This is a genomic window from Dactylosporangium siamense (assembly GCF_016862795.1).
GTDB classification, from domain to species: domain Bacteria; phylum Actinomycetota; class Actinomycetes; order Mycobacteriales; family Micromonosporaceae; genus Dactylosporangium; species Dactylosporangium siamense.
Window position 1 is genome coordinate 66,214 of sequence record NZ_BONQ01000110.1, and the last position, 25,896, is coordinate 92,109.

Consider the following 25,896-nt stretch of genomic DNA (forward strand, 5'->3'; position numbering starts at 1 on the left):
AATGCCCGGACTGCAGGACGTGACGCGGGGGCGGCTGCTGTACGGCGGCGACTACAACCCCGAGCAGTGGCCGCCGCACGTGTGGACCGAGGACGTGCGGCTCATGCGCGACGCCGGGGTGAACCTGGTGACCGTCGGGGTGTTCGCGTGGGCGGCGCTGCAACCGGCGCCGGACCGCTTCACGTTCGACTGGCTCGACACCGTGCTCGGGCTCCTGCACGACGGCGGCATCGGCGTCGCCCTCGCCACGCCCACCGCGTCACCGCCGCCGTGGCTCGGCCACCATCACCCGGACACCCTCCCGCAGGGCCCCGACGGGATCCGGCGGCTGTACGGCTCCCGCAACCAGTACTGCCCCTGCGCGCCTGCGTACCGGCGGGCCGCGCTGGCGATCAGCTCCCTGCTGGCGGCGCGCTACGCCCACCACCCGGCGCTGCGGCTGTGGCACATCGGCAACGAGTACGGCACCACCTGCCACTGTGGACACTGTGCCGAGCGGTTCCGCGGCTGGCTGCGGGACCGCTACGGCGACCTCGACGGCCTCAACACCGCCTGGGGCACCGCCGTGTGGTCGCAACGCTACGGCGACTGGGCCGAGGTCCTGCCGCCGCGGCGCGTCCAGTACGTCATCAACCCGCTGCAGGACCTGGACTACCAGCGCTTCTGCGACGCCATGCTGCTGGAGTGCTTCACCGCCGAACGCGACGCGGTCCGCGCGGTGAATCCCGCGGTGCCGGTCACCACGAACTTCATGGACACCTACCGGCACACCGACGGCTGGCGGTGGGCCGCCGCGGAGGACCTGGTGTCCCTGGACACCTACCCGGACCCGAACGACCCCGGTGCGGCGGTGCGGGCCGCGATGTCGAAGGACATCATGCGCTCGCTCGGCGGCGGGCGGCCGTGGCTGCTCGCCGAGCAGTCACCCGGAGCCGCCAGCTGGCGGCCGGTCGCCACCCCGCTGCGGCCGGGCCTGCACCGGTTGTGGTCGATGCAGGCGGTCGCCCGCGGCGCCGACGGTGTCCTGCACTTCCAGTGGCGCGCCTCCCGGCAGGGCGCCGAACGGTGGCACGGCGCGATGGTGCCGCACGCCGGCCCGGACTCGCGGGTGTTCCGGGGGGTGTGCGCGCTGGGCCGCGAGCTGGCCGGACTGTCCGATGTGGTCGGTGCTGCCGTCCCCGCCGACGTGGCGCTCGTCCTGGACTGGGACGCCTGGCGGGCGGTCGAACTGGACCACCAGCCGCACTTCGCGTTCCGATACGTGGACCGGCTGCTCGACTACTACGCGCCGCTGTGGCGGGACAACGTCACCTGCGACTTCGCCCCGGCCGGCGGACCCTTCGACGGCTACCGGCTCGTCGTCGTGCCCAACCTGTATCAGGTCAGTGCGGCGGACGCCGCTCGCGTCACCGATTACGTGGCCGGGGGCGGCACCCTGGTCGTCGGCCCGTTCAGCGGGGTCACCGACCGGGACGAGCGCGTGCATACCGGCGGCTGGCCCGGGCCGTGGCAGGAACTGCTCGGCGTCCGGGTCGAGGAACACTGGCCGCTGCCCGACGGTTCGCCGCTCGACATCGCGTCGCCGTTGTTGGGCGACTTCACCGCCACCAGGTGGGCGGAGTGGACCGTGGCGCGGGGTGCTGAGACCGTCGCGGCCGTGCGTGGTGGCCCGCTGCACGACCGGCCGATGGTGCTGCGCAATTGTTTCCGTGCGGGCACCGCGTGGTACGTCGCCACGCTGCCGGAACCTGACGCGCTGCGCCGGCTATTGCGCCAGGTCTGCGCCGAGGCGGGGGTGACGCCGGTGCTGCCGGACCTGCCGCCGGACGTCGAGGCGGTCCGCCGTGGCGACCTGGTGTTCCTGCTGCACCACGACACCGGCCGGGTCGAGATCCGGCGGGAGGAGGCGCCGTGACCCGGCACCGGATCTCCCTCGCGGCGCCGGCGGGGGAGTTCCACGACGGGTTCCCGCTCGGCAACGGCAGCCTCGGCGCCATGCTGCACGGGCGGCCCGGCCTCGAGTGGATCGACCTCAACGCCGACACGTTCTGGTCCGGCGGCCCGCTGCGGCCTTCCTCCGGGCCGGCGCCGGAGGTGCTCCCGGCGCTGCGGAAGGCCGTCGCCGAGGGCGACCACGTGGCCGCGGACCGTCTTGCCAGGCGGCTGCAGGGCGACGCGTGGACCCAGTCGTTCCAGCCGCTCGGGGGCCTCGAGTGGGTCTACGCCGACGCCGAGGACGTCAGCGGCTACCACCGCCACCTCGACCTCGCCGACGCGGTCGCCGTAACCGATTACGCCACCGCGTCGGGGCCGGTGCGGCTGACCGCGTTCGTCTCCGCACCCGACGGCGTCCTCGTCGTGTCCGTCACCGGCCCGGGCAGCCTGGCCGCCGCCGTCCCGCCGGTGCTGCACACCCCGCACCCGGCCACGACCGGCGTGGTCGACGCCGGCGCCGGGCCGTGCCTGCTGTGGACGGGCCGCGCGCCGGCGCACGTGCTGCCCAACTACGTCGACCGCACACCGGCCGTGGCGTACAACGCCGCCGGTATGGGGTTCGCGGTCGCCGTCGCGGTCCGCCACAGCGCCCACGAGACCCGGCTCATCGTCGCCGCCGCGACCGGGTTCCGTGGCCCCGAGGAGGCCTTCGCGGACCTTCCCGCGGTCGCGGGCGAAGCGCTGGCCCGGGTCGCGCAGGCGCTGGCCGTACCCACGGCGAAACTGCTGCAACGGCACGTCGCGGACCACCGGGCGCTGTTCGACCGCGCCGACCTGGCACTGCCCGGCGCCGAGCGGGCCGAGCTGCTGTTCCACCTGGGCCGCTACCTGCTGATCGCCGGCTCCCGCCCCGGCACCCAACCGGCGAACCTGCAGGGCCTCTGGAACGCCGACGTGCGGCCCGGCTGGTGCGGCAACTGGACCACCAACGTCAACGCGCAGATGAACTACTGGGCCGCGGAGCCGACCGGCCTGCCCGAGCTGCACGAGCCGCTGCTGACCCTGACCCGTGACCTGGCCGCTTCCGGCGCGGCGACCGCCGCGCGGTACTACTCGGCGCGTGGTGCGGCGGCGCACCACAACACCGACCTGTGGCGGTTCACCGCACCGGTGCCCGGCGACCCGCAGTGGGCGAACTGGCCGTCGGCGCTGCTGTGGCTGTCCGCGCACGTCTGGGACCACCTCGAGTTCGGCGCCGGCGCCGGCTTCGCCCGTGAGGTGGCGCTGCCGGTGCTGCGGGCCGCCGCCGAGTTCACCCTGGACATGCTCGTCCCCGACCCCTCCGGCGCGCTGGTCTTCAGCCCGTCCACGTCGCCCGAACACGATTTCGTGACCGCCGGCGGCGGCCACACCGCGGTCTCGTGGGGCTGCGCCCTCGACCAGGAACTCGCCCGCGAGGTGCTGACCCGCCTGCTGGTCCTCCTCGACCGGTGGCCGGATCCCGCCCTCGCCGCGCTCGGCGTCGAGGCCGCGGCCGCCCTCGCCGCCCTCCGCCCCGTGCAGATCGGCCCTGACGGATCGCTGCTGGAGTGGTACGACGACCGCCAACCCCGCGAACCCGGCCACCGGCACCTGTCGCATCTCTACGGCCTGTACCCCGGCACCCGTATCACGGAGTCCTCACCCGACTTCGAGGCCGCCCGCCGCGCGCTGCGGACCCGCCTGGCCAGCGGCACCGGCCACACCGGCTGGAGCCGCACCTGGGTTCTCTGCCTCGCCGCCCGCCTCCGCGACCCGGACCTGGCCGAGCAGTCCCTGACCGCCCTCGCCGACGGGCTGTGCTCGGCGTCCCTGCTGACCCTGCACCCCGACGCGGCCCGCCCCAGCGGCCAGATCTTCCAGATCGACGGCAACCTCGGCATCCCCGCCGGCATCACCGAGCTCCTCGTCCAGAGCCACGCCGGCGTCCTCAGCCTCCTGCCGGCCCTGCCCAGCTCCTGGCCCGCCGGCCACATCTGCGGCATCCGTTGCCGCGGCGGCCACCGCGTCGACGTCTCCTGGACCGGCGGCCGGCTGGCCTCGGCCCGGATCGTCGCCGGCACCACCGGACCCCTGACCGTCGAACTGCCCTCATCAGCGACGGTCACGGTCCTCGCCCCCGACGCGACGATCGTGCCGGGCGCCCCACCGGACCGCCGCCGGATCCGCTGGCAGGCGCACGCGGCAACCGAGTACCTGGTGTCCTAGGATGCCCTACGGGCTGTGCGGCCCGTCATGGTCCACGGCCATCCGCGGTCAGGTGCCGTGCAGCATGCGGCGCAGGTCGTCGGACATCTCGTCGTACCGGCCGCCGAGGGCCTGTGCGAGGACGTTGGCGACGTGCAGGGCGGTGGTGAGCGGGTCGGCTCGCTCGGGTTCGCCCAGCAGCCGCATCGCCGTGCGCTGGCGGGCGCCGAGCAGGAGCCGGCCGCCGCGGGCGAAGGGTGGAAAGCCGGGGTCGGGCGCGAGCTGCTGTTCGGCGTGTTCCCGGTCGGCGGGGCTCAGCGGGGCCCCGTGCAGCAGGGCGTCGCGGAGCGGACCCGGCAGGGCGGGGGCGTCGCGTTCGGCCTCCTCGACGATCCGTTGCCGGCCCCATCGGGCGACCGCGCGCAGCTGGTCGTCGTCGCACGCGGCCAGGATCTGGAACGCGGCGTTGGCGTTGGTGTGCATCATGAGGCCGAGGTGGCCGGTGTCGCGCAGGCGCCGGTCGGCGATGCCGAGGCCGTCCCAGTCGCGCTCCGCCATGGTGTCCCGGTCGGGGTCCTCGGCGTAGTACCGCAGCGCCCGGCGGGCCGCCGCGGACACCTCGGGTGACGGGCGCGCGGTTGGCGGCTCGGGCACCGCGGCGCAGCGGAACACCGTCTCCTGCAGCAGATCCTCGGTGAGCCGGACGCCGGTCAGGTGCTCCATGAGCGCGAACGTGCGTTTCTGGAACAGGTCGTCGTGCTCGAAACCGGGGTCGGTCACGGAGTGGGTCAGGTCGAACCCGAGCCGGGTGAGCGTGGCGTCGAGCCGGCGGGGATCGGTCCCGTGCCGGTCTTCCGGCCAGGTCGGATCGAGGACGACGATCTTTCGGCCGTCCACCGCCCAGTTGAACTGCGGCGACGTGTCCTCGTTGTGGTAGAACGACACGAGCTCGCCGCCCGCCGACAGCACCTGGATGACCTCGTCGTAGGTGGCGAGGAAGTTGTTGGCCTCGAACAGGACCGTCCACGCGCCGGCGGCGAACGCCGAGACCACCGCGAACCCGTCGGGCAGGTCGTCGCCGGCCAGCTGGAAGTGGCCCACGGAGTGCAGGTCCACGGGCTCCTCGCCGCCGAGCCGCCGCAACACCTCGTCCGGCTCGACGCCGCGCACATAGGAGACGCAGAAGTCCAGGGGGAGCCCGGCGTCGTCGGGGAGCATGAGGTCCTCGTCCGCCGTCACCACCTCAGCGTGCCTCCGAAACCGGCCCCGGGCTGGGGATTTCGCCGAAGTGGTACAGCCTGCCGTACCCCGGTTAGGGCAGCGCGCGGTATCGGATCACGCCGGTGGCGGGCCTAGCGTCGAGTGCATGGGTGCGGACGATGCGGTGCGGCTGGAGTCGGTGTCGAAGGAGTACGGGCGTGCGGTGCGGGCCCTGGACGGCGTGACGGCCGGGTTTCCGCGCGGCTCGTTCACCGCGGTGATGGGGCCGTCCGGGTCAGGGAAGAGCACGTTGCTCAACTGCGCCGCCGGGCTGGACCGGCCGACGTCCGGACGGGTCGTGCTGGGCGACACGGACCTGTCCGGCCGGTCGGAGACGGAGCTGACCGAGCTGCGGCGGGACCGGGTCGGGTTCGTGTTCCAGGCGTATAACCTGCTCGGCGCGCTGACGGTGGCGGACAACGTCGCGTTGCCCGTCCGGCTGGCCGGGAAGACGGTCGATCCGCAGCGGCTGACGGGTGTCCTCGCCGCCGTCGGGATCGCCGAGTATCGCGACCGGCGGCCGAGCCAGCTCTCCGGTGGCCAGCAGCAGCGGGTGGCGATCGCCCGGGCGCTCATCAACCGGCCCGACCTGGTGTGCGCGGACGAGCCGACGGGCGCGCTGGACAGTCGCAGCGGCCGTCAGGTGCTGGCGCTGCTCAGGAAGATCGTCGACGAGCTGGGGCAGACGGTGCTGATGGTGACCCACGACCCGGTGGTGGCCGCGCAGGCCGACACGGTGGTGTTCCTCGCGGACGGCCGGTTGGCCGGTGCGCTGACCCGGCCGTCCGCCGAGCAGATCGCCGACCGCATGACCCACCTGGGAGACGACCGCATGACCCACCTGGGGGAGCGGTGATGCTCAGACTGGCCTGGAGCACCCTGAAGGAGCGCAAGGGCGGGTTCGTCGCGGCGTTCGTCGCCGTGGTGTTCGGTTCGGCGGTGATCACGGCGTGCGGGATCCTGCTGGAGAGCAGCGAGCGTTCGGGGGTGCCGGCCGAGCGGTACCGCAACGCCGACGTGGTGGTGGGTGCCCCGCAGGCCCTGCGGGTCGCCGACGACGTGGACCCGCTGTTCGCCGAGCGGGCCACGCTGCCCGCCGGTCGGGTCGGCGACGTCGCGGCGGTGCCCGGCGTGCGGGCGGCGGTCGGCGACGTGAGCGTCGCGGTGACCGTCGTGACCGCCGGCGCCGGACCCGCTGCCGGGCACGGCTGGCGGTCGGCCGTGCTCGGCCCGTTCACGGTGCGGGCGGGCGGCGCACCGGCGGGGCCGGACGAGGTGGTGCTGGACGCCGACCTCGCGAGGAGGGCCGGCGTCACGGTCGGCGGGTCGGTCAGGCTGGCGGTCGGCTCGACCACGTCGACGTATCGGGTGGTGGGGATCGCCGAGCCTCCGGGTAAGCGGCGGGCCGCGGTCTTCTTCACCGACGTCCGGGCCGCGGAACTCACCGGCCGGCCGGACCGGGTGGACACCATTGGCGTGCTGGCCGCACCGGGGGTGAGCGCCGGGCAGCTGGCCCGCGCCATCGAGGCGGCCGTCCCAGGTGTGGTCGGCCACACCGGTGCGGACCGCGCCGAGGCGGAGTTCCTCGACGTCGGCGGCACCAGGTCGTTCCTGAGCGAGCTGTCGCTGGCGTTCGGCGGCAGCATGGTCCTGGTCATCATGGTCGTCGTGGGCGGCACCCTGGCGCTGTCCGTGCGGCAGCGGCTGCGGGAGCTGGCGCTGTTGCGGGCGATCGGCGCGACCCCGAAGCAGGTGCGGCGCATGATCGCCGCCGAGACGCTGGTGGTCGGCACGCTCGGGGCGGTGTGCGGGGTGGTGCCGGGCGTCGGGCTGAGCGTCGCGCTGCTGGAGGCGTTCATGGCGGTCGGCGCGGTGCCGGCCGACTTCAAGCTGACGGTCGGTCCGCTGCCGCTATTGGCGGCGCTGGTGCTGTGCCTGATCGGGGCGCGCCTCGGCGGTTGGATCGCGGCCCGGCGCGCGGCCGGGCTCAGGCCGGTGGACGCGCTCGGGGAGGCCGCGCTGGAGCCGCCGAAGCTGGGGTGGGTCCGGTTGACCGCCGGCGTGCTGCTGGTCCCCGCCGGTCTCGCGATGGCGGTCGTGCTGCCGTGGTCGTTGCCCGGTGAGGGGTCGGAGGAGAGCGCCGCCTTCTCCGCGTTCCTGCTGATCCTGGCCGTCGGGCTGCTCGGGCCGCGGTTGCTCGGCGGTGCCGTCACCGTGCTCGGTCCCCTGCTCAACCGGGGGTCGGGCGTCAGCGGGTTCCTCGCCGGCCGCAACGCGCACGCCAACGCGCGGCGGCTGGCCGCGGCGACCACCCCGCTGATCATGGGGATCACCCTGGCCGCCGCGCAGCTCTTCAGCGGCACGACCGCCACCGAGGCGGCGCAGCGGCAGGCGGCCGACGGGCTGCGCGCCGACTATGTGGTCACGTCCACGTCGGCCGGTGTGTCGCCGGAGCTCGCCGGTGCGCTCCGCGCCGTGCCGGGCGTCGAGACGGTGACCCCGGTCGTGCGGACACGGGTCATGGCGACCTTCCGCGATGGCGACGACCTGCAGATCAGGCAGTACCCGGCGCAGGGCGTGGATGGGGACCGGCTGGCCGGGACCCTGGACCTGGCGGTGCGCGCGGGGAACCTCGCGGACCTGCGAGGCGACACCGTGGCGTTGAGCCGGATCGCGGCAGGCACCCTCGGCGCCACGGTCGGCGCGACCGTCACCATGCACCTCGGTGACGGCACGCCGATCCGGCCCACCGTGGTGGCGATCTACGAGCGGGGACTCGGCTTCGGTGACGTCACGCTGCCGCACGACCTGGTCCTGGCGCACACCACCGACCGGGTGGACGCCGCGCTGCTGATCGCGGCGGCGGGCACCGACGTCGGGGCGCTGCGGTCCGCGGTCCGGGACCTGCCGACGGTCCGGGTCGACGACCGGGGGTCGTTCGCCGCCGCGCGGCGCGAGGCCATGGCCGGCGAGTCGGCGGTCGGGCTGATGCTCAACGCGGTGCTGCTGGGCTACCTGGCGATCGCCGTCGTGAACACGTTGGTGATGGCGACCGCCGCCCGCTCCCGCGAGTTCGCGCAGCTGCAACTGGTCGGCGCGACGCCGAAGCAGGTGCACGCGATGATGCGCGCCGAGACCAGGATCATTGTGGTCGCGGCCGTGCTCATCGGCACCGCCGCCGCCGTCCCGTCGTTGGTCGGCACCAGCATCGCGCTGACCCGGACCCTGACCCCGTCGATCCCGCCGCTCGTCTACGTGGGGATCGTCGCGGTCGCCGCGCTGCTGGGCTGGGCGGCCGTCATGACCTCGACCCGCGCCGCCATGCGGCCGGTCACCGGCTCCCGTTGAGATACGCGAGGACGGCGAGCACCCGGCGGTGGCCGCTGTCGGTCACCGCCAGGCCGAGCTTGGCGAAGATGTTGCCGATGTGCTTCTGCACGGCGTTGTCGGTGATGACGAGCTGGTGTTCGATGGTCTTGTTGTCGTGGCCCTGCGCCATCAACGCCAGGACCTCGCGTTCGCGCGGGGTGAGAGCGGCGATCGGGTCGCCGGCGCGCTGGACGAGCTGCGCGATGACCTGCGGGTCCATCGCGGTGCCGCCGGCGGCGACCCGGCGCAGGGCGTCGATGAACTCGTCCACCCGGCTGACCCGGTCCTTGAGGAGGTAGCCGACGCCGCCGGAGGCGGTGGAGAGCAGCTCGGCGGCGTACTGCTGCTCGACGTACTGCGACAGCACCAGCACCGGCAGTCCCGGGTGCTCGCGGCGGGCCTGCAGGGCGGCGCGGATGCCCTCGTCGCGGAACGACGGCGGCAGCCGGACGTCGACGATGGTGGCGTCGGGCCGGTGCTCCCGCACGGCGGACAGGAAACCGGAGGCGTCCTCGGCGACGGCGGCGACGTCGATGCCCGCCCGGCCGAGCAGCAGCCGCAGCCCGCTCGACAGCAGCACGTTGTCCTCGGCGATCACGACCCGCACGGCAGCTCCAGGGTGATGGTCGTCGGCCCGCCGGGCGGGCTGTCGACGTCGATGGTGCCGTCGAGCGCGAGGACCCGGCGGCGGATCCCGGCGATGCCGGTGCCCCGCCGGTCGTCGGCGCCACCGGCCCCGTCGTCGGTGATCACCACCGACAACCGGTCCGCCGCCCGCCGGACCCGGACCACGGCCGTGGTGGCCTGGCTGTGCTTGGCGACGTTGGTGAGTGCCTCGGCGACGGCGAAATACACGACGGTCTCCACGGCCGCCGGCACCCGGCCCAGGTCGCCCAGATCCAGCCGGGTCGGCACGCCTCCGCCGGCGGTCACGGCGGTCAGCGCGCCGGCGAGGCCCCGGTCGGCGAGGATCGGCGGGTACACGCTCTGGATCACCGCACGGAGCTCGGTCATCGCCGCTTCCGTGCCCTCGTGCGCGTCCCGCAGCAGTTCCTCCAGGAGCTGCTCGTCGCGTGGCGTGTCGGACAGCGCCTGCCGGGCCACGGCCAGCCGCATCGCGATCGCCACGAGCCGGGCCTGGGTCCCGTCGTGCAGGTCGCGTTCGATCCGGCGCAGCTCGGCACCGTGCGCGTCGAGGACGTCCGCCCTGGTGCGGGTCAGCACCGCGACCCGCTCCGCCAGCTGCTCGGTCGTCGAGGTCGCCAGCACTTCCAGGCAGATCCTCGCGTGCGCGCGGGCGACGGGCGGGAAGGCGACGTATGCGACGGCCGCGAGCAGCAGGATCTGCAGCGGTCCGAGCGTGAGGGCGGTGCCCCAGCCGGGCACCGGCACGTCGATGAACAGCCGCGGCCGCTCCTGCGGTGTGAACGCCCACCACAGGGACGTGGCGATCGCGGCGACCACGACATTGCCCACGCACAGCAGCGCCGGCAGCCCGAGCACCAGTCCGGTGACGACATTGACCGGCAGCCAGAGGAGGCTGCGTCCGGCGCTCGTTCGTCGCGGGTCAGCTGCTCCCAGCAGCCGCCCGGCCCGGTCACGGTGCCGGTCCGCCCACCACCGGGCCGGCCGGGGCACGAGGAACAGCGGCAGGGCGAGCACCGTGGCGACGCCGGTGACGAGGGACACCAGCAGGTAGATCCCGCCGCGCCGCACCTGCACCCACCGAGCCCCCGACACGGGGTCAAGCCTATGCAGCCGGGATACGGGCGGACCGGACCGGGGTGTCGAGCGGGCGGCCGGTGCGGAACACGGCCAGGGGCGACTCGTCCGGGGCCAGGTCGAGGCGGGCGGCGAGCCGGGCGCTCGTGGCGGCGCAGTCCAGCAGCTGGCTCAGCGGGTGCACGTGCAGGCCGCGCTCGGACAGTGCCAGCCATACCCGGACCAGCTCGCGACCATGAGCGATCACCGCTTCGGGGGTGACGGCGCTGCCAACCAGGATCAGGACGCTGCCGTCGTAGCGCAGCAGACCCTTCGACGCGGCGGCGAGCAGCGCCGGTCCGCCGAGCCGGCGGGTGAGCCGGTAGGCGCGCGGCCCGATCATCGCGGCCAGGCCGGTCGCCTCGACCCGGGACAGCGCCATGGCGCGGTCGGTGAGGCCGTCGAGGTGATACCGCGGGTGCTTCGGCGACAGGCGCATCCAGGCGCGCAGCTCGTCCACGACCGCAGGCGTGCCGAACATCCAGCGGTCGGCCTCGGCGAGCGGCCCGGCGAGCTCCCGGGTGGGGACCTGCCGCAGGTCGGCGCCGAGGCCGGCGAGGGTCTGCGGGTCGAGGGTGCCGGGCGCGTAGCCGCCGCGGGCGCAGCGCCGCTGCCGCACGGACTCCACGGTGAACGGGGTGTCGTACACCTCCGGGGCGGGGAGCAGCCGGGCGGCCCGCAGCGTGGCGTGGTCGACGGCGATCTCGGCGCGCACCGGCAGACCGGCGGACGCGGCGACGATGAGGGAGGTCTCCACGAACGCGCCCAGCGACAGGAACAGGTCCCGCCGGGTCGGGTCGGAATCCGGCAGCGCCCGCGCCGGGTCCCAGTGGATGTCGATGCTGTCGGAGGTGTACTGCGGCAGCCACGGCTGGGTGTTGTGCGCGCTGGGTGCGCGCCGGCAGTCGTCCTCCAGCTCACGGAACCTGGAAGCCCAGCTCATGCGACGCCCCGCTCGTAGAAGGTGTATCCGTGCAGCGGGCGGCCGCCCACCCGGCGGTAGCCGGCCGCAGAGGCCGGGTTGTCGCGCTCCACGTAGGTGCTGCGCAGCGAGCGGTACCCGCCGGTGCGCAGGTTGCGGTGCAGCTCCCGGGACAGCAGCGTGAGATAGCCGCGGCCCTGCTCGCCGGGGACGGTGCCCTTGATGATGAGCACCGCGTCGCGGCGGTAGCGGCCTCGGGTGGCGAGCAGCCGCAGCTGGTTGAGCACGCCGAGCCGGCCGCGGACCTTCATGAAGAACTCCGACACGTCGGGCACGGTGACGACGAACGCGACCGGCCGGCCGTCCTTCTCCAGCCACAGCAGCAGCGACTCGTCGAGCAGGTACGCCAGGCCGTCGGTCTGCGCGGCGAGCTCGTCGGCGGAGATCTCGGTGTAGTAGCCGAGCTGCGCGAAGGAGGCGTTGAGCATCTCCCGCAGGATCGGCAGCTGCGCGGTGAACCCGCGGCGGGAACCGTGCCGCAGCACCAGCCGCTCCGCCTCGATGCGCGCGTCGTCGAAGGCGAACACCGCGTCGGCGTCGACGTCGAGCCGTTCGCAGATCCACGTGTCGGCCTCGAACCGGCGGGTGAAGCCGTGCCGCTCGTAGATCGAAGGGTAGGACGGCGGGTTCCAGGCGGAGTCGATGAACCCGCGCTCCTCGAAGCCGGACGTGATGACCCCGCCGGTCTGGTTGGGCAGCAGCCCGACCGGGCCGAACAGCGCGTCGGTGTCCCGGCCGCGGTCGGCGACCAGGTCGAACAGGGCGGCGGCGGTCTCCTCGTCGCGAAACTCGGTGAGCCCGAAGAGCTGGTGCCGGCGGCCGAGCTTGGCGTCGAACTTGGCGTTGCGGTGCAGGGTCGTGCGCCCGACGACGGTGCCGGCCGCGTCCCGGGCGAGGAACAGCTCCACGTCGGTGAACCCGGCGATCACCTGTGCCGCGAGGGGCACGTACCGGTCGGCGGGGTGCAGGCGCAGCGGCAGGTCGCAGAACGCGCGCAGCCCGGCGCGGTCCGTGACCGGAGCGACGATGACGGTCATCGGTGCACGCTCGGGCCGTCGGTCTCGTGCGACAGCGGCGTGTAGGTCTCGATGTGGGCCATGGTGTCGCCCTCCGCGCGCCAGACGCCGTTGGTGTAGCCGCTGTCCTCGGCGTTGTAGAGGCGGATGTAGCCGCCGCTGGCGTTGCGCTTGCCGTGGTCGGTGATCCAGCACATGAGGTCGCGGTGGTGTTTGGTCCGGGCGAACTTCAGCAGCGCGTCCTTGTCGCGGAAGAACGCGATGGTGCCGAGCGTGAACGGCCACTGCCAGTAGACGGTGTGCCAGCAGTACCCGGGCAGCCGCCGCATCTGGCGGACCATCTTGAACCACGTGAACGTGAGGATGAAGATGGAGTGCGGCCCGCGGTAGCGGGTGGCGCCGACGAACATCGCGGTGGCCTGGCCGACCGGTGGCACCTTGGAGAAGTCGGTGGTCCTCATGCGGCGGTGCTCCTCGCCAGGTAGACGTTCTTGATCTTTCCGGTGGTGCCGGCGAACGGGCCGGTCTGGTGCTCGTGGACGCGGATGCGCAGGTCCGCGGCGGTCGGGTCCTCGGCGAGGGACTCGGCGAAGTCGCGGCTCACCTCGGCGAGGTAGCGGACCAGGCCGCGCCGGCACACGTCGGCGAGCTGCGCCACCTCGGCCTCGGCCAGGTCGACCCCGTCGCGGAGCTGGACGTGCACGACCGGGCGGCTCTCCAGGTCGGTGCTCTCCTCCAGGGTCAGGCAGAAGCTCTCGATCTGGTGCGCCAGGGGGTTGTCCCGGTACAGGCCGTTCTCGACGTCCTGCGGGTAGATGTTGGCGCCCATGTAGGAGATCGTGCTGTCCTTGCGGCCGTACAGGAACAGCAGCGGCAGCCGCATCCGGTCCACAGCGAACGCCTGCTGCGCCTCGGCCCACGCGGCCGGGTCGGTCTTCAGGATCGCCGCCAGGTCGTCGTAGGACAGCAGCTTGCCCTCGTCGCCGATGTTGTAGCGGACCTTCGGGTTCAGCACCGCGGTGGTGTTGATCGTGCACAGGATCTCGTGCTCGGCGGTGGTCTCCAGGTACGTCTCCAGGGGGTTGTACTGGAAGACCATCGGCAGCCGGTGCTCGTCCGGGCCGAGCAGCGCGGCGCGCAGCCGCTGGTCGGTGCGCAGCCGGCGGCGCAGCCACACGCTGAGGTCGGTCTCGCCGCCCATGCCGATGGTGAGGTCGCTGGCGCCGTAGCCGGAGCGGATCTTCGTGAACCGCTGCTCCAGGTAGTCCCGCAGCGCCTCGGTCATCCCCTCGCCGCCGACCAGTGCGCTCAACCGGTAGGGCGCCCAGTCGAAGCCGATCGCGTCCATCTTGTCCAGCAGGTGCTTCAGGAACGGCGGGTACGCGGTGATGACGTAGTCGAAGCCCGGCCCGAAGTGCCGCAACGTGTCGATGATCTTGTCCAGGTCGGGCCCGGTGTTCTTCACCATCGCGACCCGGGCCATGGCGATGCCGGTGTTGGTGCCGGTCGCCCACGCGCCCATCGAGTAGGCGTTGATGACGAACCGCCGCTTCGACGGGAACACCAGCGTCGTGTATCCGGCCAGGTTCTTGTGCACCGTGTTGAGCTCGCGGCGGCTGCGGACCCAGTTGTACGGCTGGCCCGACGAGCCCGACGACTCGTCCACGACACTGCCGGCGATCTCGAACCGGCCGTGCCAGCAGCGCTGCTCCTGCGAGTACGCCTTCACGTAGGACAGCTTGTCGGTCGGCGGGTAGGAGGTCAGGTCGAACCAGCGGAACTGCCAGCCGTTGCGGCCCAGGAAGTCACCGTAGGCGGGCACGTCGATCGCGGCGAACTGGCAGGTCATCCACGCGTGCAGGCGGGCGAACCGGGCCATCCACGGCCGGTAGTTGCGGGCCATCAGCCGCCACACCGCCGGATGCACGCGGTAGATCGCGTACAACCAGGTCAGCCCGAAGCTGCTGACGCGAAGCACCCATTGCCGCACGAACGTCACGACACTTCCCTCTCTCCTAGACCGCCAACGGCGGCTCCATCGGAGCAGCCCGCAGCGGCACCATCCTCGGTTCGCGGCGGTCCGGGCGCCTGAGCCGTCGTACTCGCATCCGGGTAAGTATGGTTGGCACATGGCCGGGACCCTCATGACCGGAGCGACGATCTGGGCCGGCCCGACCTGCGAACCGCAGCCCGGCTGGCTGCTGGTCACCGGCGACAGCATCACCGCCGTCGGCGGACAGGACACGCCGCCCCCACCGGCGAGCACCATGATCGACCTCGCAGGTTGCCACATCCTGCCCGGGTTCGTCGACACGCACCTGCACACCACCGTTGTCGGGTGGCAGACGCTCGGCATCGACGGCGCCGCCTGGACCGACCTGCCGCAGGCCCTGGCGGCGATCGGCGCCGCGGCCGCCGCCGACCCGCAGGCGCCCTGGCTGCTGTGCTGGAACGCCCGGCCGTTCCGGTGGCCGCAGCGCCGCCTGCCGACCGCCGCCGAGCTCGACGCCGTCGCCCCCGGCCGTCAGATACTCGTCAGCGGCGTCGACGTGCACCGCGGTGCCGTCTCCACCCAGGCGATGCGCACCCTCGGCCTCACCACCCTGCGCGCGCAGGCCGGCGACGTCACCCGCGACCGGCGTGGCCGGCCCACCGGCGAGATCTGGGAACAGGCCTACGGCGAGGCCCTGGCCCGGGCCCTCGCCGACGCGCCCGGCTCGCTGGAGGACCTGACGCGGCGGGCGCTGGACCGGTGCCTGGCGCTGGGCATCACGCACGCCCACGAGGCGTACGTCGCGCCGCAGCAGCACGAGCTGATGCTGCGCCTGGCCGCGCCCGCGGCGCCCCGGCTGTCCTGGGCCGTCGGCGCCGGGTCCGGCCTGCTCAGCCCCGCGCCGGGACCCGCCGGAGCGCCCGACGGCCCCTACGGCGCCGGCAGCCGGGAGGCGAAACTGTTCCTCGACGGCGGTGACCGGTGCGCGGTGTGCCTGCCGGCCCGTGCCCTCGGCCGGCTCACCCTGCAGGCCGTCCGCGAGACCGTCGCCGCCCGCCACCCCGGCCCGCTGCGCGACGCGCTGCGCCGGCGCAGCGCGGTCCGCGGGCGGGAGCTGCACCTGCAGTACCTGCGCTACGCCGGGATCGACCTCACCCGGCTGCTAGCCGGCTACCTCGAGGCGGGTATCCGGCCGCGGCTGCACGCCCTGGGCAACCTCGCGGTCCGGCAGGCCGCCGAGGCCCTGCGCGCCGCCGGCGCCGGACCGGGCGCGGCCGTCATCGACCACCTCGTGCTGCTCGACCCGGCCACCGTCGACCTGGTCGCCGCGAGCGGCGCGTGGGCGACCTACCAGCCGGGGTTCCTCACCACGTTCGGCCCGCAGATCGTCGACGGCGGCACCGACCGGTTCCTCACCGTGCTCGGCGGCCGGCAGCTGCTCGACGCGGGCGTGCCGCTGACCCTCGCGTCCGACCACCCGGCCGGCCCCCTGGACCCCCTGGGCAACCTGCGCCACGCCGTGCACCGCACGATCCAGCCGGCGCAGGCGCTCACCCGGGTGGAGGCGGTCCGGGCCCTCACCACGACGGCGGCCGCGTCCATCGGCGCGCCCGGCGCCGGTGGCCTGACCGCGGGGGAGCCCGCCGACCTGGCGATCTGTGACGGCGACCCGTTCACCCCGGCGACCCGCGTCACGCAGACCTGGGTCGCCGGGGTGCCACGTCAGGGGCCGTAGCCGCAGATCTTCCAGCCGCCGTCCTCTTGCACCAGCGTCAGCGTGAGGTTGTTCGTCGACGTCCGCCCACTGCTGGTGATCTTGATGGTGAACTGCGCGTAGACGCTCGCGGTGCTGCCGCTGACCGTCTCGCCGGTCACGTGCCATTCCAGGATGGTGCTGCGGCTCGACCCGGACGACGTGTCGTTGGCGAGGTCCTTGCGCAGCTTGGCCGCTTCCTCCTTGCACAGGTACTTCTCGACCTTGCCCGCGTCGGGATGCTCGCTGGCGACCTCGGACAGGTACGCCTCGACGACCTCGGTCGGCGTCTGCACGAACACCTTCTGGTAGGTGAAGTACCCGCCGACGACGGCCAGGATCAGCAGCAGGACCGCGCCACCGACGAGCAGCGCCCCCTTGCCGCCGCGCTGCTCACCGCCCGGGGGCGGCTGCTGGACGGGCTGCGGCAGGTACTGACCGTAGGGCTGACCCTGCACCGGCGGCTGCGGTGCGTAGGGTGGCTGCGGTTGGTACGGCTCTGGCGGTCCCCCGGGATACGTCACGGGCACATCGTATATACACGGGGTTCGTTGCGGCCGTGCCGTCGCTGACGGGTGGAGGATGTGGCGTTGATCGGCGCGGGAACGGTGCTGGCAGGCCGATACGAGATCGGCGAGCACATCGCCAGCGGCGGCATGGGCGACGTGTGGCAGGGCGTCGACCGGGTGCTCGGCCGCACCGTGGCGGTCAAGCTGCTGCGCGCGCCGTCGGACGAGCCGGAGTTCGCCTTCGCCGGCCGGTTCGTGGCCGAGGCCCGCACCATGGCCACGATCAGCCACCCCGGCGTCGTCGACGTGTACGACTTCGGCGACGACCCGGCCGCCGGCATGTACCTCGTCATGAAGTACATCGAGGGCGAGTCCCTGGAGCGCGCACTGGACCGCGACGGGCGACTGCCGCCCGCGGCCACGATGCGCCTGGTCGCCGAGGCGGCCGAGGCCCTGCACGCGGCCCACGACAAGGGCGTGACGCACCGCGACATCAAACCCGCGAACCTCCTGCTGCGCCCCGACGGCAGCACGGTCCTCACCGACTTCGGCATCGCCCGCTCCGCCGCCGCGACTCACCAGACCTCGACCGGCCTGCTGCTCGGCACCGCGTCCTACATCGCGCCCGAGCGGGCCGCCGGCGACCCGGCGACGGCCCAGTCGGACATCTACTCGCTGGGCGTCGTCGCGTACCGCTGCCTCGCCGGCCGCCTGCCGTTCGTCGGCGAGAGCCTGCTGCAGATCGCCCTGCGCCACGCCAACGACGAGGTGCCGCCGCTGCCCGGCGACGTGCCGCCCGGCGTGCGTGCCGTGGTCGAACGGGCCCTCGCCAAGGACCCGGCGCAGCGCTGGCCCTCCGGTGCCGCCTTCGCCGCCGCGGCCCGCGCCGCGCTGTCCACCACCCGGGTGGAGACGGCCGTGCCGGTGCCGGCCCCCAACCGGCGCCGCCTGCTGCTCGTCGCCGGCGCCGGCCTGGTCGCCGCCGCGGTCGTCGCCGCGGCAGTGTTCCTGCCCGGCCGGGACGGCGGCCGGGGCGTCGGGGTCGCCGCGACCACCGCGCCGGCGGACTCGGCCGGCCTCGGCGCGGGTGCCGCCGTCCCGGCGACGGCACCGTCCTCGGCCGCCCCGGTGCCGGCCTCGGCGTCCGCGCGTCCGACCCTGCCCACCGGCACCCCTCCGGCCGGCGCGCCGTCGGTGCCGGCGAACCTCACCGCGACCCCGGTCAACGCCACCACGATCCGCCTGCAGTGGAAGGACACGTCCAGCAACGAGACCGGCTTCACCGTCATCAACGGCGCCACGTCCCGCACCGCCGCCGCCAACGCGACCACCCTCACCTGGGACGGCCTCGCCCCCGACACCCGGATGTGCTTCAAGGTCCGCGCCGACAACGCCGCCGGCGGATCGGCGTACTTCCCCGCCGCGCAACAGGACTGGGTCTGCGCCGTCACGCTGCCCGGCACCGGCCCCGCGGCCCCGTCCGGCCTCACCGCGACCCCGGTGAGCGCCACCGCGATCCGCCTGCAGTGGACCGACAACTCCACCGACGAGGCCGGCTTCACCGTCATCAACGGCGAGACCTCACGGAGCGCGGGCACCAACGCGACGTCGTACACCTGGGACGGCCTGACACCCGGCACCTACATGTGCTTCAAGGTCCGCGCGCACAACCCGGCCGGCGTCTCGGCCTACTCGCCGCCCGCCCAGCAGGACTGGGCCTGCACCACCACCCCGTCCGCCTGACCACTGCCATCACGTCCGGGCGGCCGGGACGATCGCGCCACACGGAATGGTGAGACCGTGAGGGGCCTCCCGCATGACGACCCGGTGCGTGCCGCTGTCCCAGTGGCCGATCCGGCTGACCGCCACCGCGGACGGGTTGCCGCCGCCGGCGACACCGACGAGCACGGTGCGGTCGGCGAACATCAGGCATCCATGTTCGAGATCGACCTCGTCGCGGTGGTGGATCAGCGGACCCGCGTCGTCCCCGCCGAGCCGCTGTGGATGGCCCTGCGGGTTCTTGCCGGTGAGGACCTCCAGCTGATCGGCCTTGCTCCCGGGACAGCGCATCGCGACGAACCGGTCGATCGCGCCGTCGTTGTCGATGTCGTACGCGTACGCGGGAAACGGGCTGGGCACGGCCGGGCCGCCGCAGTTGGCATACGCCCCCACCGCCGCCAGCACCGTCGTCGGCGTCGGTTGCGAACCCGCGTCGCCGACCTGGTCGCATCCAGCGACAGCCCAGGTCAAGGCAAGTGCCGCGCAGACGGCGCGAGACGGTTCGGATCGGCGCATGTTGACCCCCTGGCGCTCGGCGGGAAGGTGGCGAGCGTACGGTCTCCGGAACCGGGTCGGGTCGGGTTGTTGCGGCACCGGGGGCGAATGGCAACAATCGGCCCTTCCACTCCGGGTATCGAATTCCTACGCTGAGTGACGTGTCCAGTGCGGCGAGGACGACGGCCGGACCAGGGCGACCACACCGGCCGCTCCGGCCGACCACGGCGGACCCGCACTGCCGCGACCGGATCGCGTGGCTGTTGCGCGCCAACCGACGCTACGGTGACGACGACCCCCAGGAAGCCCGGCTCGCCTCGTTCGCGGCCCGCCTCACGGCACACGGCTGCCGCGCCTCGGCCGGGCAGGTCAGCCGCTGGGAGAGCGGACAGGTCATGGTGCCGCACCGGGTCGTCAGCGGCTACGAGCGTGCCCTCGGCCTGCCGGACAAGAGCCTGGTCGGCGTCGTCGACGCGCTGCTGCGGCAGGCCACCGCGCACCTGGCGCCGTCCAGCCTCGACCGTCGCGTCGACCCGGACGACCGGGCCGTGCATGCCCGCGCCGAAGACCTGCTCGACCGCGCACTGGGCGACGGGACCATGAGCGGATCCGACTGGGACGACCTGACCATCCTGCTCTGCGCGCTGAAGAACGTCGTGATGCCGACCCGCCTGTGGGGCGAGCTCGCCACCCGGCTCCTGGCGGAGCAGCTCGTCGCGGACGGTGGCGCGTGGCGCCTGCGCGGCGAGGCCACCCACCGGCTGCTGTGGCACCCCCGCAGCCGGCCGCACGTCATCGCCGCCTGCGCCGCCGTCGTCCGTGATCCGCGGTGCCCGATCGTCATCGAACCCCTCGCGATCCTGGACCTGGCGACCGAGCCCAGCGTCGCGGCGCTGCTGCTGTCCCAACTCACCGACCCGGTCGACGAGCGCGCCGTCCGCGGCGCGCTGCTCGCGAGCATCAGCAAGGTCCGGCAGCGGCAGTTCACCGCCGACCAGCTCGGCCGGGTCGCCGGCATCGTGGTCGAGCTGCTCGGCGACCCGCGGTTGCACGCCGCCGCCCGCCCGCTCGCCGGTGAGCTCGTCGGTCACCTGCCGCCGGCGCTGCGGGACCGCTCGGTGCGCCGGCTGCGGCGGACGTTCGACGCGGATCTCGACCTCGCCGGCGCGGTCACCGAGCAGCGCACCGCCGGCGCCGACCGGTCACACCGCATGGTGCAGCGCATTGTGGGCCGCGCGGTGTCGTCCATGCCGGGCTACACCGACGCGACACCCGACGAGATGCTTGCCCGGCTCGTCGACGAGATGCTGTTCAGCACGAACCTCGACGTTCGGCTGCACGCCGCGCAACTGGCCGGCGCCACCCCGTTCCGCGAACCCTTGGCCGGCGCGGTGTGCGCGGAGCTGCGCAGACCGCCGGTGATCCGCGACGCCGTGCGTGCCTGCGCCATCCTGGAGACGCTGCCGTTCATCGCGACCCGCCGGCACCGGCAGCTGGTGGAGACGATGCTGCTCGCACCGGGCCTGGACGGTGCGACATCGTCGGCGGCGGCATGGACCATCTCCCACATCCCCGGCCACAGCGCCCCGGCGTTCTGGTCCGCCGCGCTCGACCGCTACCGGCGCACGTGGCTGCGGCACCGGTCGGCGCACTCGCGGGAGACGTTGCGCGGCCTGACGTACGCACTCGGCATCGCCGGCGACACCGCGACCCTGGCCGCCGTTCGCGCGCACCCCGACATGCCGGCGGACAGCCGGCACGCGGCACAGTGGTGGGCGGCCCTGCCGTCGGTCATCCGCCGCAGTGCCCGCCTGTGAGGCCGCAGTGCCCGCCTGTGAAGCCGCGCCGACCGCTACTGGTGCACGCCCGGAGGGCGGCGGTTCGCGGGTGGCACCTCGTTGCCACCCGCGTCGGAGACGGTGGCGAAGCAGGAGGTGGCCAGGATGGTGATCCGGTTGGGCTCGTGGATGGTTTCGAACGGGTAGCGGTCCCAGCGGCCGTACGACGTGACCGTCACGGCCTCGCCGGGATGCAGCAGGTAGTCCTGGCCGAACGGTTCGAGGAACAGCTCCAGCAGGGCGTCGCCGTCGTTCTGCACGAGCAGCGGCATCGGGTTGCCCATCGCTTTCAGGGCCGCGAAGCTGAAGCCGCCGGTGCCCGGGTCGAGCGGCGGCTGTGGTCTGGCGCGTCTCCATCTGCCCGGCACGAGCATGATTGTCTCCCAACGCGGTCGCCTACGCTCGACGGGTGACACTGCTGCGATGGGAAGGGCTGCACAACGCCCGGGATCTCGGTGGGCTGCCGGCGGTCGACGGCGGCCGGGTGCGGCACGGGGCGGTGGTGCGTTCGGACTCCCCGCACGAGCTGACCGCGGACGGGGTCGCGGCGCTGCGCGCGCACGGGGTGACCCGCATCATCGACCTGCGGTGCGAGGACGAGGCGCGGATGCGGCCCAACGTGCTCGCCGATGACCCGATGTACCGGCTGGTGCCGTTCACCGATCCCGACGATGACCCCGCCGCCGAGCTGTCGGACCTGGCGGGCATCGACGAGCTGTACCGGTGCCGCATCGCCGGTGACGCCCGCCGGGTGGTGGCCGCCGTCGCGGCCGTGGCCGACGCGCCGCCCGGCGCGGTGCTGGTGCACTGCCAGGCCGGCCAGGACCGCACCGGCATGCTCGTCGCGCTGCTGCTGCGGGTCGCGGGGGTGCCCGACGACGCCATCGTCGACGACTACGCCTACTCGCCGACGCATCCCGGGCTCGAGTGCGAGCCGGAGTCGATCCTGTCCATGCTCGAACTCGTCGACGAGCGCTGGGGCGGCGCCGAGGGGTACCTCCTCGAGCACGGGCTGACGCCGGCGCAGCTGACCGCGCTCCGGACCAGGCTGCGCGGCTGAGCGGGTGGTCCGCGGCGCGACCATGGACTGGGTCTGGCGCGACGACGCGCTCCGCGAGACGCTGCGGGCGGCGATCACCCGCCTGCGCTGACGCCGCCGCCCGTATCGCCGCTCTTGTCGATGCCCGTCGGGGAGACGGCGGGAAGGCGGATCAGGGTCTGCTGGCCGGCGGCGACGAGCCGGCCGCCGGCGTCGAACACGTCGAGGCGGCACACGGTCAGCGTCCGTCCTGACTTGAGGACCGTGCCGACCGCCTCGATGTGGTTCCGCGCGGGTGCCAGGAGGTTGAGCTTGTATTCGACGGTGAGGACGTCCGCGTCGGCGGGGAACAGGGTGAGCGCCGCATAGCCGCCGGCGCTGTCGGCGATGGCGCTGGTCGCGCCGGCGTGGATGTAGCCGTGCTGCTGGGTCACCTCGGGCCGGCTGTGCAGCTCGATGTGCACCCGCCCCGGCCCGATGTGCGTCAGCCGGGCGCCGAGATGCGCCATCAGCCCCTGCCGCTCGAAGCTGACCCGGACGCGGTGCCGCACCTCGGGTGTCGCCGGCTCATGTCGCTCCATCTTGGACGCTCCGTAAGATCAGCGGATGTCGTCGACGGTACGCCGGGTCCTGCGAAGGTCGGTCGCGGTCGCCGTCAGCCTGTGCGCGCTGGTCGGCGCGATCCGGCTGGTCGCGCCCGCAACGGCCGGTGACGACGCCGGGGTGCGGCGGCAGCTCGCGTTCCTGCGCGACGCCATCGACGGCGGGGCCGCCACCGACGCGCAGGCGCTGTATCCCGAGGGATATTTCTTCATGCACGTCCTGTACGGGCTGACCTGGGTCGACCTCGGCATGCGCGCGAAGCCCGGCGACCGCGGCACCGCGCTGCGCGAGGCGCGGTGGGCGTTCACGCGGTTGGACTCTCCGGCCGGCCGGGCGCCGTTCAGCGAGGACCTGACCCCGTCCTACGGCGTCTTCTACCGCGGCTGGAGCAACTGGCTGCTCGGCGGGGTGCTCAGCCTGCAACCGGCCGGGCACCGCGACCCGGGCGAGGAACGCCGGTTCGCCGAGGACTCCGCCGCGCTCGGCGCCGCGTTCGACGCGTCGGCGTCGCCGTTCCTGACCGCCTATCCGGGGCAGGCGTGGCCGGTGGACTCGACGGTGGCGGTCGCGTCGCTGCGCCTGCACGACGCCCTGTTGCCGGCCCGGTACGCCGCGACGGTGCAGCGGTGGCTCGGCGGGGTCCGCGACCGGCTCGACCCGCGCACCGGCCTGATGCCGCACCGGGTCTCCGCCGAGACCGGCGAGCCCGCCGAGGTGGCCCGGGCCACCTCCCAGAGCATCATCCACCGGTTTCTGCCCGACATCGACCCCGCCTTCGCCCGCGAGCAGTACCTGCGGTTCCGGGACCGCTACGTGGTGCGGCCGCTCGGGCTCGGGCCGGCCGTGCGCGAGTACCCCGACGGGATGGACGGCCCGGCGGACGTCGACTCGGGCCCCCTCCCGCTCGGCGTGAGCCTGTCCGCGACCGTGGTCACCATCGGCGCCGCCCAGGTCAACCACGACGACGCGCTCGCGGGGGCCCTCGCGAGCTACGGCGAGTTCGCCGGTGTCCCGCTCAGCACGCCGTGGACGAAGCGGTACGCCTTCGGCCTGCTCCCGGTCGGCGACGCGTTCCTGGCCTGGTCGAAGACCGCCCGCCCCTGGGTCGCGGCGCCGCCACCCGCACCGCCGGCGAGCATCACCTGGTGGTGGCGGCTGCCGCTGCTGCTGATCCTGACGGTCTTCGGCACCGTGCCCTGGCTGCCGGCGCTCAGGCGCGGTAGGGCGTCACGGTTCTGGCGTCCTGCAGCGCCCGCGCCCACCACGTGACCCGATCGAGCAGGGCGGTCGCGTCCGGGCGCTACCCCATGTTCAACCGCATCCGCGCGGGCCGGCTGTCGCACCAGCCGCCGGACGTGCGGTTCCAGCTCGGCCTCGACATCGCCCTCGACGCGATCGCGGCCGTATTGCCTGATTTGCCGCTTTCGGAGTGAGATCATCGGTACGACCTTGACAGCTCTGGAACGCCGTTCCACGATGGTCTGGAACAACGTTCCAACCAGGTAGGGAGCACGATGATGACGGCACCGGTCACGATCGTCGGCGCGGGCCTCGGCGGCCTCACCCTCGCGCGAGTCCTCCACGTCCACGGCATCCCGGCCACCGTCTACGAGGCGGAGCCCTCGGCGGAGGCCCGCACCCAGGGCGGGCAGCTCGACATCCACGAGAACAACGGACAGCCCGCGCTCGAGGCGGCCGGACTCACCGAGGAGTTCCGCGCGATCATCCACGTGGGCGGCGCCGCGTCCCGGGTGCTCGACCAGCACGGCAAGGTGCTGCTCGACGAGCCCGACGACGGCGACGGCGGGCGCCCCGAGGTGCTGCGCGGCGACCTGCGCCGGATCCTGCTCGACTCCCTGCCCGCCGGGACGGTCCAGTGGGGCCGCAAGCTCACCGGCGTCCGGTCCCTCGGCGGCACCCGGCACGAGCTGACGTTCGCCGACGACTCCACGGTGACCACCGAGCTCCTCGTCGGTGCCGACGGCGCCTGGTCGAAGGTGCGGCCGCTGCTGTCGGACGCCCAGCCGTGGTACTCCGGCTACACGTTCGTCGAGACCTACCTGCACGACGCCGACGAGCGGCACCCCGCGACGGCCGAGGCGGTCGGCGCCGGCGCGATGTACGCCCTCGCCCCCGGCAAGGGCATCTGCGCGCACCGCGAGGCCGGCGGCATCCTGCACACGTACGTCGAGCTGCACCGACCGGCCGACTGGGTCGCCGCCATCGACTTCACCGACGCCGCCGCCGCGAAGGCCCGCGTCGCGGCCGAGTTCGACGGCTGGGCACCGGAGCTCACGGCCCTCATCACCGAGGCCGGGTCCGCACCGGTCCCGCGCATGATTCACGCCCTCCCGGACGCCCACCGCTGGGACCGCGTGCCCGGGGTCACGCTCATCGGCGACGCCGCCCACCTGATGCCGCCGTCCGGCGAGGGCGCGAACCTCGCCATGTTCGACGGCGCCGAACTCGGCAAGGCGATCGCCGCCAACCCCGGCGACCTCGAAGCCGCCCTCGCCACCCACGAGGCGGCGATGTTCGCCCGCAGCGCGGCCGAGGCCGCCGACGCCCACGAGATCCTGGAGGCCTGCCTCGGCGACCGCGCCCCCTTCAGCCTCATCGACTTCTTCACCGGCGGCTGATCCGCTACCCGGTGCTGAGGCCGAGCCGCCGGAGCAGGTCGAAGAACAGGTCTTCGGCGAACGTCTCCTTGCCGTCCAGGACCCCGGCCACCGCTTCCACGCTGTCCGGAGTCAGGCCGGCGGCGCGCGCCCAGGCGGTCGCGGTGCGGGCTCCGGCCGTGCCGCCGGGTGCCTCCTCGAGAATCTCGCGCCGGGTCAGTTCGACCTCGGCCTCGTATTCGGGGTCGCGCCAATCGCTGCCGAGGAAGTTCCCGTCATCGTCGAACGGACTGGGCGGCGCGATCAGGTAGGCCAACGCAGATTCGAGCTGCAGCCATACCTCCCACGACGGCGGAGCCGCACCGACCCCGGTGACCTGGACGGCGCTGCTGTCCAGCACCCGGCCGAGCAGCACCGGGCCGCCGGTTGCGGTGCGCAGCCGGTCGAGCAGATCGTCCGGCAGTGGCCCGGACGAGTCCCGGACCGCCCACACCTGCCAGCCCGCGCGCCACGGCCCGCCGCTGCTGGGCGCGGCGTCGCCCAACGCCGCGGTCCCCGGCAGGAGTTGCGCCGGCAGCTCGCCCGAACGCACCACCACATACTTACCCCAGAAACCCATTGCCGGCCCTGCCTGACCTCGACGGACGATCTTGGCCAGCAGGGTAGGCCCAGAGCCGGCCGTAAGATCCACAAACCTGTACGCCCGACACGATAGTGGTA

Annotated in this window: 23 protein-coding genes; 11 read left to right on the forward strand and 12 right to left on the reverse strand. The window is 73.6% G+C overall.

Annotation, left to right across the window (positions count from 1 at the left end):
• The first annotated feature begins 1 nt into the window (after position 1).
• Positions 2–1,915 carry a beta-galactosidase gene (locus Dsi01nite_RS34925; protein WP_203850618.1) on the forward strand — a complete coding sequence of 638 codons (1,914 nt, stop codon included), beginning with the start codon at positions 2–4 and terminating at the stop codon, positions 1,913–1,915.
• Entirely contained in the window at positions 1,912–4,182 is a 2,271-nt protein-coding gene (locus tag Dsi01nite_RS34930) for a glycoside hydrolase family 95 protein (protein WP_203850619.1), read from the forward strand. Before Dsi01nite_RS34925 ends, Dsi01nite_RS34930 begins: the two co-directional genes overlap by 4 nt.
• Before the next feature lie 48 nt (positions 4,183–4,230).
• On the opposite strand, the gene Dsi01nite_RS34935 is transcribed toward Dsi01nite_RS34930, so the two are convergent.
• Positions 4,231–5,400, reverse strand: coding sequence for a DUF6461 domain-containing protein (locus Dsi01nite_RS34935; protein ID WP_203850620.1), 1,170 nt, complete (start codon positions 5,398–5,400; stop codon positions 4,231–4,233).
• Between the two features lie 127 nt (positions 5,401–5,527).
• Here Dsi01nite_RS34935 and Dsi01nite_RS34940 point away from each other — a divergent pair, with 127 nt between their 5' ends.
• Entirely contained in the window at positions 5,528–6,277 is a 750-nt protein-coding gene (locus tag Dsi01nite_RS34940; protein WP_203850621.1) for an ABC transporter ATP-binding protein, read from the forward strand.
• Entirely contained in the window at positions 6,277–8,769 is a 2,493-nt protein-coding gene (locus Dsi01nite_RS34945) for an ABC transporter permease (protein ID WP_203850622.1), read from the forward strand. Before Dsi01nite_RS34940 ends, Dsi01nite_RS34945 begins: the two co-directional genes overlap by 1 nt.
• On the opposite strand, the gene Dsi01nite_RS34950 is transcribed toward Dsi01nite_RS34945, so the two are convergent.
• The 6 genes from Dsi01nite_RS34950 to Dsi01nite_RS34975 are packed head-to-tail and all read right to left on the reverse strand — an operon-like array spanning position 8,753 to position 14,548.
• Positions 8,753–9,397: a response regulator gene (locus tag Dsi01nite_RS34950; RefSeq protein ID WP_203850623.1), complete on the reverse strand. Its 645-nt coding sequence runs from the start codon at positions 9,395–9,397 to the stop codon at positions 8,753–8,755. The two genes, Dsi01nite_RS34945 and Dsi01nite_RS34950, sit on opposite strands and share 17 nt — an antisense overlap.
• Complete coding sequence (locus Dsi01nite_RS34955) at positions 9,385–10,530, reverse strand: sensor histidine kinase (RefSeq protein WP_203850624.1); 1,146 nt, start codon at positions 10,528–10,530, stop codon at positions 9,385–9,387. The genes Dsi01nite_RS34950 and Dsi01nite_RS34955 overlap by 13 nt, the downstream gene beginning before the upstream one ends.
• Before the next feature lie 10 nt (positions 10,531–10,540).
• Positions 10,541–11,494, reverse strand: coding sequence for a nitroreductase family protein (locus Dsi01nite_RS34960; RefSeq protein WP_239136394.1), 954 nt, complete (start codon positions 11,492–11,494; stop codon positions 10,541–10,543).
• Positions 11,491–12,570: a GNAT family N-acetyltransferase gene (locus tag Dsi01nite_RS34965; RefSeq protein WP_203850625.1), complete on the reverse strand. Its 1,080-nt coding sequence runs from the start codon at positions 12,568–12,570 to the stop codon at positions 11,491–11,493. Before Dsi01nite_RS34965 ends, Dsi01nite_RS34960 begins: the two co-directional genes overlap by 4 nt.
• A complete protein-coding gene (locus Dsi01nite_RS34970) occupies positions 12,567–13,010 on the reverse strand; it encodes a DUF4188 domain-containing protein (protein WP_203850626.1) in 444 nt (147 codons plus the stop codon). Before Dsi01nite_RS34970 ends, Dsi01nite_RS34965 begins: the two co-directional genes overlap by 4 nt.
• A complete protein-coding gene (locus tag Dsi01nite_RS34975) occupies positions 13,007–14,548 on the reverse strand; it encodes a phenylacetate--CoA ligase family protein (protein WP_203850627.1) in 1,542 nt (513 codons plus the stop codon). The genes Dsi01nite_RS34970 and Dsi01nite_RS34975 overlap by 4 nt, the downstream gene beginning before the upstream one ends.
• A 130-nt stretch (positions 14,549–14,678) precedes the next feature.
• Between Dsi01nite_RS34975 and Dsi01nite_RS34980 the strand changes: the two genes are divergently transcribed.
• Positions 14,679–16,277, forward strand: a complete 1,599-nt coding sequence (locus Dsi01nite_RS34980; protein WP_203850628.1) for an amidohydrolase family protein — start codon at positions 14,679–14,681, stop codon at positions 16,275–16,277.
• On the opposite strand, the gene Dsi01nite_RS34985 is transcribed toward Dsi01nite_RS34980, so the two are convergent.
• Positions 16,265–16,819 carry an Rv0361 family membrane protein gene (locus tag Dsi01nite_RS34985; protein WP_203850629.1) on the reverse strand — a complete coding sequence of 185 codons (555 nt, stop codon included), beginning with the start codon at positions 16,817–16,819 and terminating at the stop codon, positions 16,265–16,267. The genes Dsi01nite_RS34980 and Dsi01nite_RS34985 overlap by 13 nt on opposite strands.
• A gap of 66 nt (positions 16,820–16,885) precedes the next feature.
• Between Dsi01nite_RS34985 and Dsi01nite_RS34990 the strand changes: the two genes are divergently transcribed.
• The gene (locus Dsi01nite_RS34990) at positions 16,886–18,547 is read left to right on the forward strand and encodes a protein kinase domain-containing protein (RefSeq protein ID WP_203850630.1); all 1,662 of its coding nucleotides are present in this window, start codon (positions 16,886–16,888) and stop codon (positions 18,545–18,547) included.
• Between the two features lie 9 nt (positions 18,548–18,556).
• On the opposite strand, the gene Dsi01nite_RS34995 is transcribed toward Dsi01nite_RS34990, so the two are convergent.
• Entirely contained in the window at positions 18,557–19,054 is a 498-nt protein-coding gene (locus tag Dsi01nite_RS34995) for a hypothetical protein (protein WP_203850631.1), read from the reverse strand.
• Between the two features lie 287 nt (positions 19,055–19,341).
• On the opposite strand from Dsi01nite_RS34995, the gene Dsi01nite_RS35000 reads away from it, so the two are divergent.
• Complete coding sequence (locus Dsi01nite_RS35000) at positions 19,342–20,895, forward strand: hypothetical protein (RefSeq protein ID WP_203850632.1); 1,554 nt, start codon at positions 19,342–19,344, stop codon at positions 20,893–20,895.
• 35 nt (positions 20,896–20,930) lie between these two features.
• On the opposite strand, the gene Dsi01nite_RS35005 is transcribed toward Dsi01nite_RS35000, so the two are convergent.
• The gene (locus tag Dsi01nite_RS35005) at positions 20,931–21,284 is read right to left on the reverse strand and encodes a hypothetical protein (RefSeq protein ID WP_203850633.1); all 354 of its coding nucleotides are present in this window, start codon (positions 21,282–21,284) and stop codon (positions 20,931–20,933) included.
• Between the two features lie 41 nt (positions 21,285–21,325).
• On the opposite strand from Dsi01nite_RS35005, the gene Dsi01nite_RS35010 reads away from it, so the two are divergent.
• The gene (locus Dsi01nite_RS35010) at positions 21,326–21,976 is read left to right on the forward strand and encodes a tyrosine-protein phosphatase (RefSeq protein WP_203850634.1); all 651 of its coding nucleotides are present in this window, start codon (positions 21,326–21,328) and stop codon (positions 21,974–21,976) included.
• 74 nt (positions 21,977–22,050) lie between these two features.
• On the opposite strand, the gene Dsi01nite_RS35015 is transcribed toward Dsi01nite_RS35010, so the two are convergent.
• Positions 22,051–22,536 (reverse strand): PaaI family thioesterase, encoded by a 486-nt coding sequence (locus Dsi01nite_RS35015; protein WP_203850635.1) that lies wholly within the window; start codon positions 22,534–22,536, stop codon positions 22,051–22,053.
• Positions 22,537–22,561: 25 nt separating this feature from the next.
• Between Dsi01nite_RS35015 and Dsi01nite_RS35020 the strand changes: the two genes are divergently transcribed.
• From Dsi01nite_RS35020 to Dsi01nite_RS35025, 3 genes are all read left to right on the forward strand, one after another.
• Positions 22,562–23,827, forward strand: a complete 1,266-nt coding sequence (locus tag Dsi01nite_RS35020) for a hypothetical protein (RefSeq protein ID WP_203850636.1) — start codon at positions 22,562–22,564, stop codon at positions 23,825–23,827.
• Positions 23,828–23,865: 38 nt separating this feature from the next.
• Positions 23,866–23,991 carry a hypothetical protein gene (locus Dsi01nite_RS58455; protein ID WP_275423437.1) on the forward strand — a complete coding sequence of 42 codons (126 nt, stop codon included), beginning with the start codon at positions 23,866–23,868 and terminating at the stop codon, positions 23,989–23,991.
• Between the two features lie 84 nt (positions 23,992–24,075).
• Entirely contained in the window at positions 24,076–25,197 is a 1,122-nt protein-coding gene (locus tag Dsi01nite_RS35025; RefSeq protein WP_203850637.1) for an FAD-dependent oxidoreductase, read from the forward strand.
• A gap of 4 nt (positions 25,198–25,201) precedes the next feature.
• Here Dsi01nite_RS35025 and Dsi01nite_RS35030 read toward each other — a convergent pair whose 3' ends face one another.
• Positions 25,202–25,795, reverse strand: coding sequence for a hypothetical protein (locus Dsi01nite_RS35030; protein ID WP_203850638.1), 594 nt, complete (start codon positions 25,793–25,795; stop codon positions 25,202–25,204).
• Positions 25,796–25,896 lie beyond the last annotated feature (101 nt).

Bases quoted from the DNA above. Each gene is read 5' to 3' on its own strand.
- Dsi01nite_RS34945 (WP_203850622.1), top strand. From the start codon at position 6,277: ATGCTCAGACTGGCCTGGAGCACCCTGAAGGAGCGCAAGGGCGGGTTC.
- Dsi01nite_RS34980 (WP_203850628.1), top strand. From the start codon at position 14,679: ATGGCCGGGACCCTCATGACCGGAGCGACGATCTGGGCCGGCCCGACC.
- Dsi01nite_RS34940 (WP_203850621.1), top strand. From the start codon at position 5,528: ATGGGTGCGGACGATGCGGTGCGGCTGGAGTCGGTGTCGAAGGAGTAC.
- Dsi01nite_RS35025 (WP_203850637.1), top strand. From the start codon at position 24,076: ATGACGGCACCGGTCACGATCGTCGGCGCGGGCCTCGGCGGCCTCACC.
- Dsi01nite_RS34960 (WP_239136394.1), bottom strand. From the start codon at position 11,494: ATGAGCTGGGCTTCCAGGTTCCGTGAGCTGGAGGACGACTGCCGGCGC.
- Dsi01nite_RS35015 (WP_203850635.1), bottom strand. From the start codon at position 22,536: ATGGAGCGACATGAGCCGGCGACACCCGAGGTGCGGCACCGCGTCCGG.
- Dsi01nite_RS35030 (WP_203850638.1), bottom strand. From the start codon at position 25,795: ATGGGTTTCTGGGGTAAGTATGTGGTGGTGCGTTCGGGCGAGCTGCCG.
- Dsi01nite_RS34965 (WP_203850625.1), bottom strand. From the start codon at position 12,570: ATGACCGTCATCGTCGCTCCGGTCACGGACCGCGCCGGGCTGCGCGCG.
- Dsi01nite_RS58455 (WP_275423437.1), top strand. From the start codon at position 23,866: ATGTTCAACCGCATCCGCGCGGGCCGGCTGTCGCACCAGCCGCCGGAC.
- Dsi01nite_RS34925 (WP_203850618.1), top strand. From the start codon at position 2: ATGCCCGGACTGCAGGACGTGACGCGGGGGCGGCTGCTGTACGGCGGC.
- Dsi01nite_RS34970 (WP_203850626.1), bottom strand. From the start codon at position 13,010: ATGAGGACCACCGACTTCTCCAAGGTGCCACCGGTCGGCCAGGCCACC.
- Dsi01nite_RS35020 (WP_203850636.1), top strand. From the start codon at position 22,562: ATGTCGTCGACGGTACGCCGGGTCCTGCGAAGGTCGGTCGCGGTCGCC.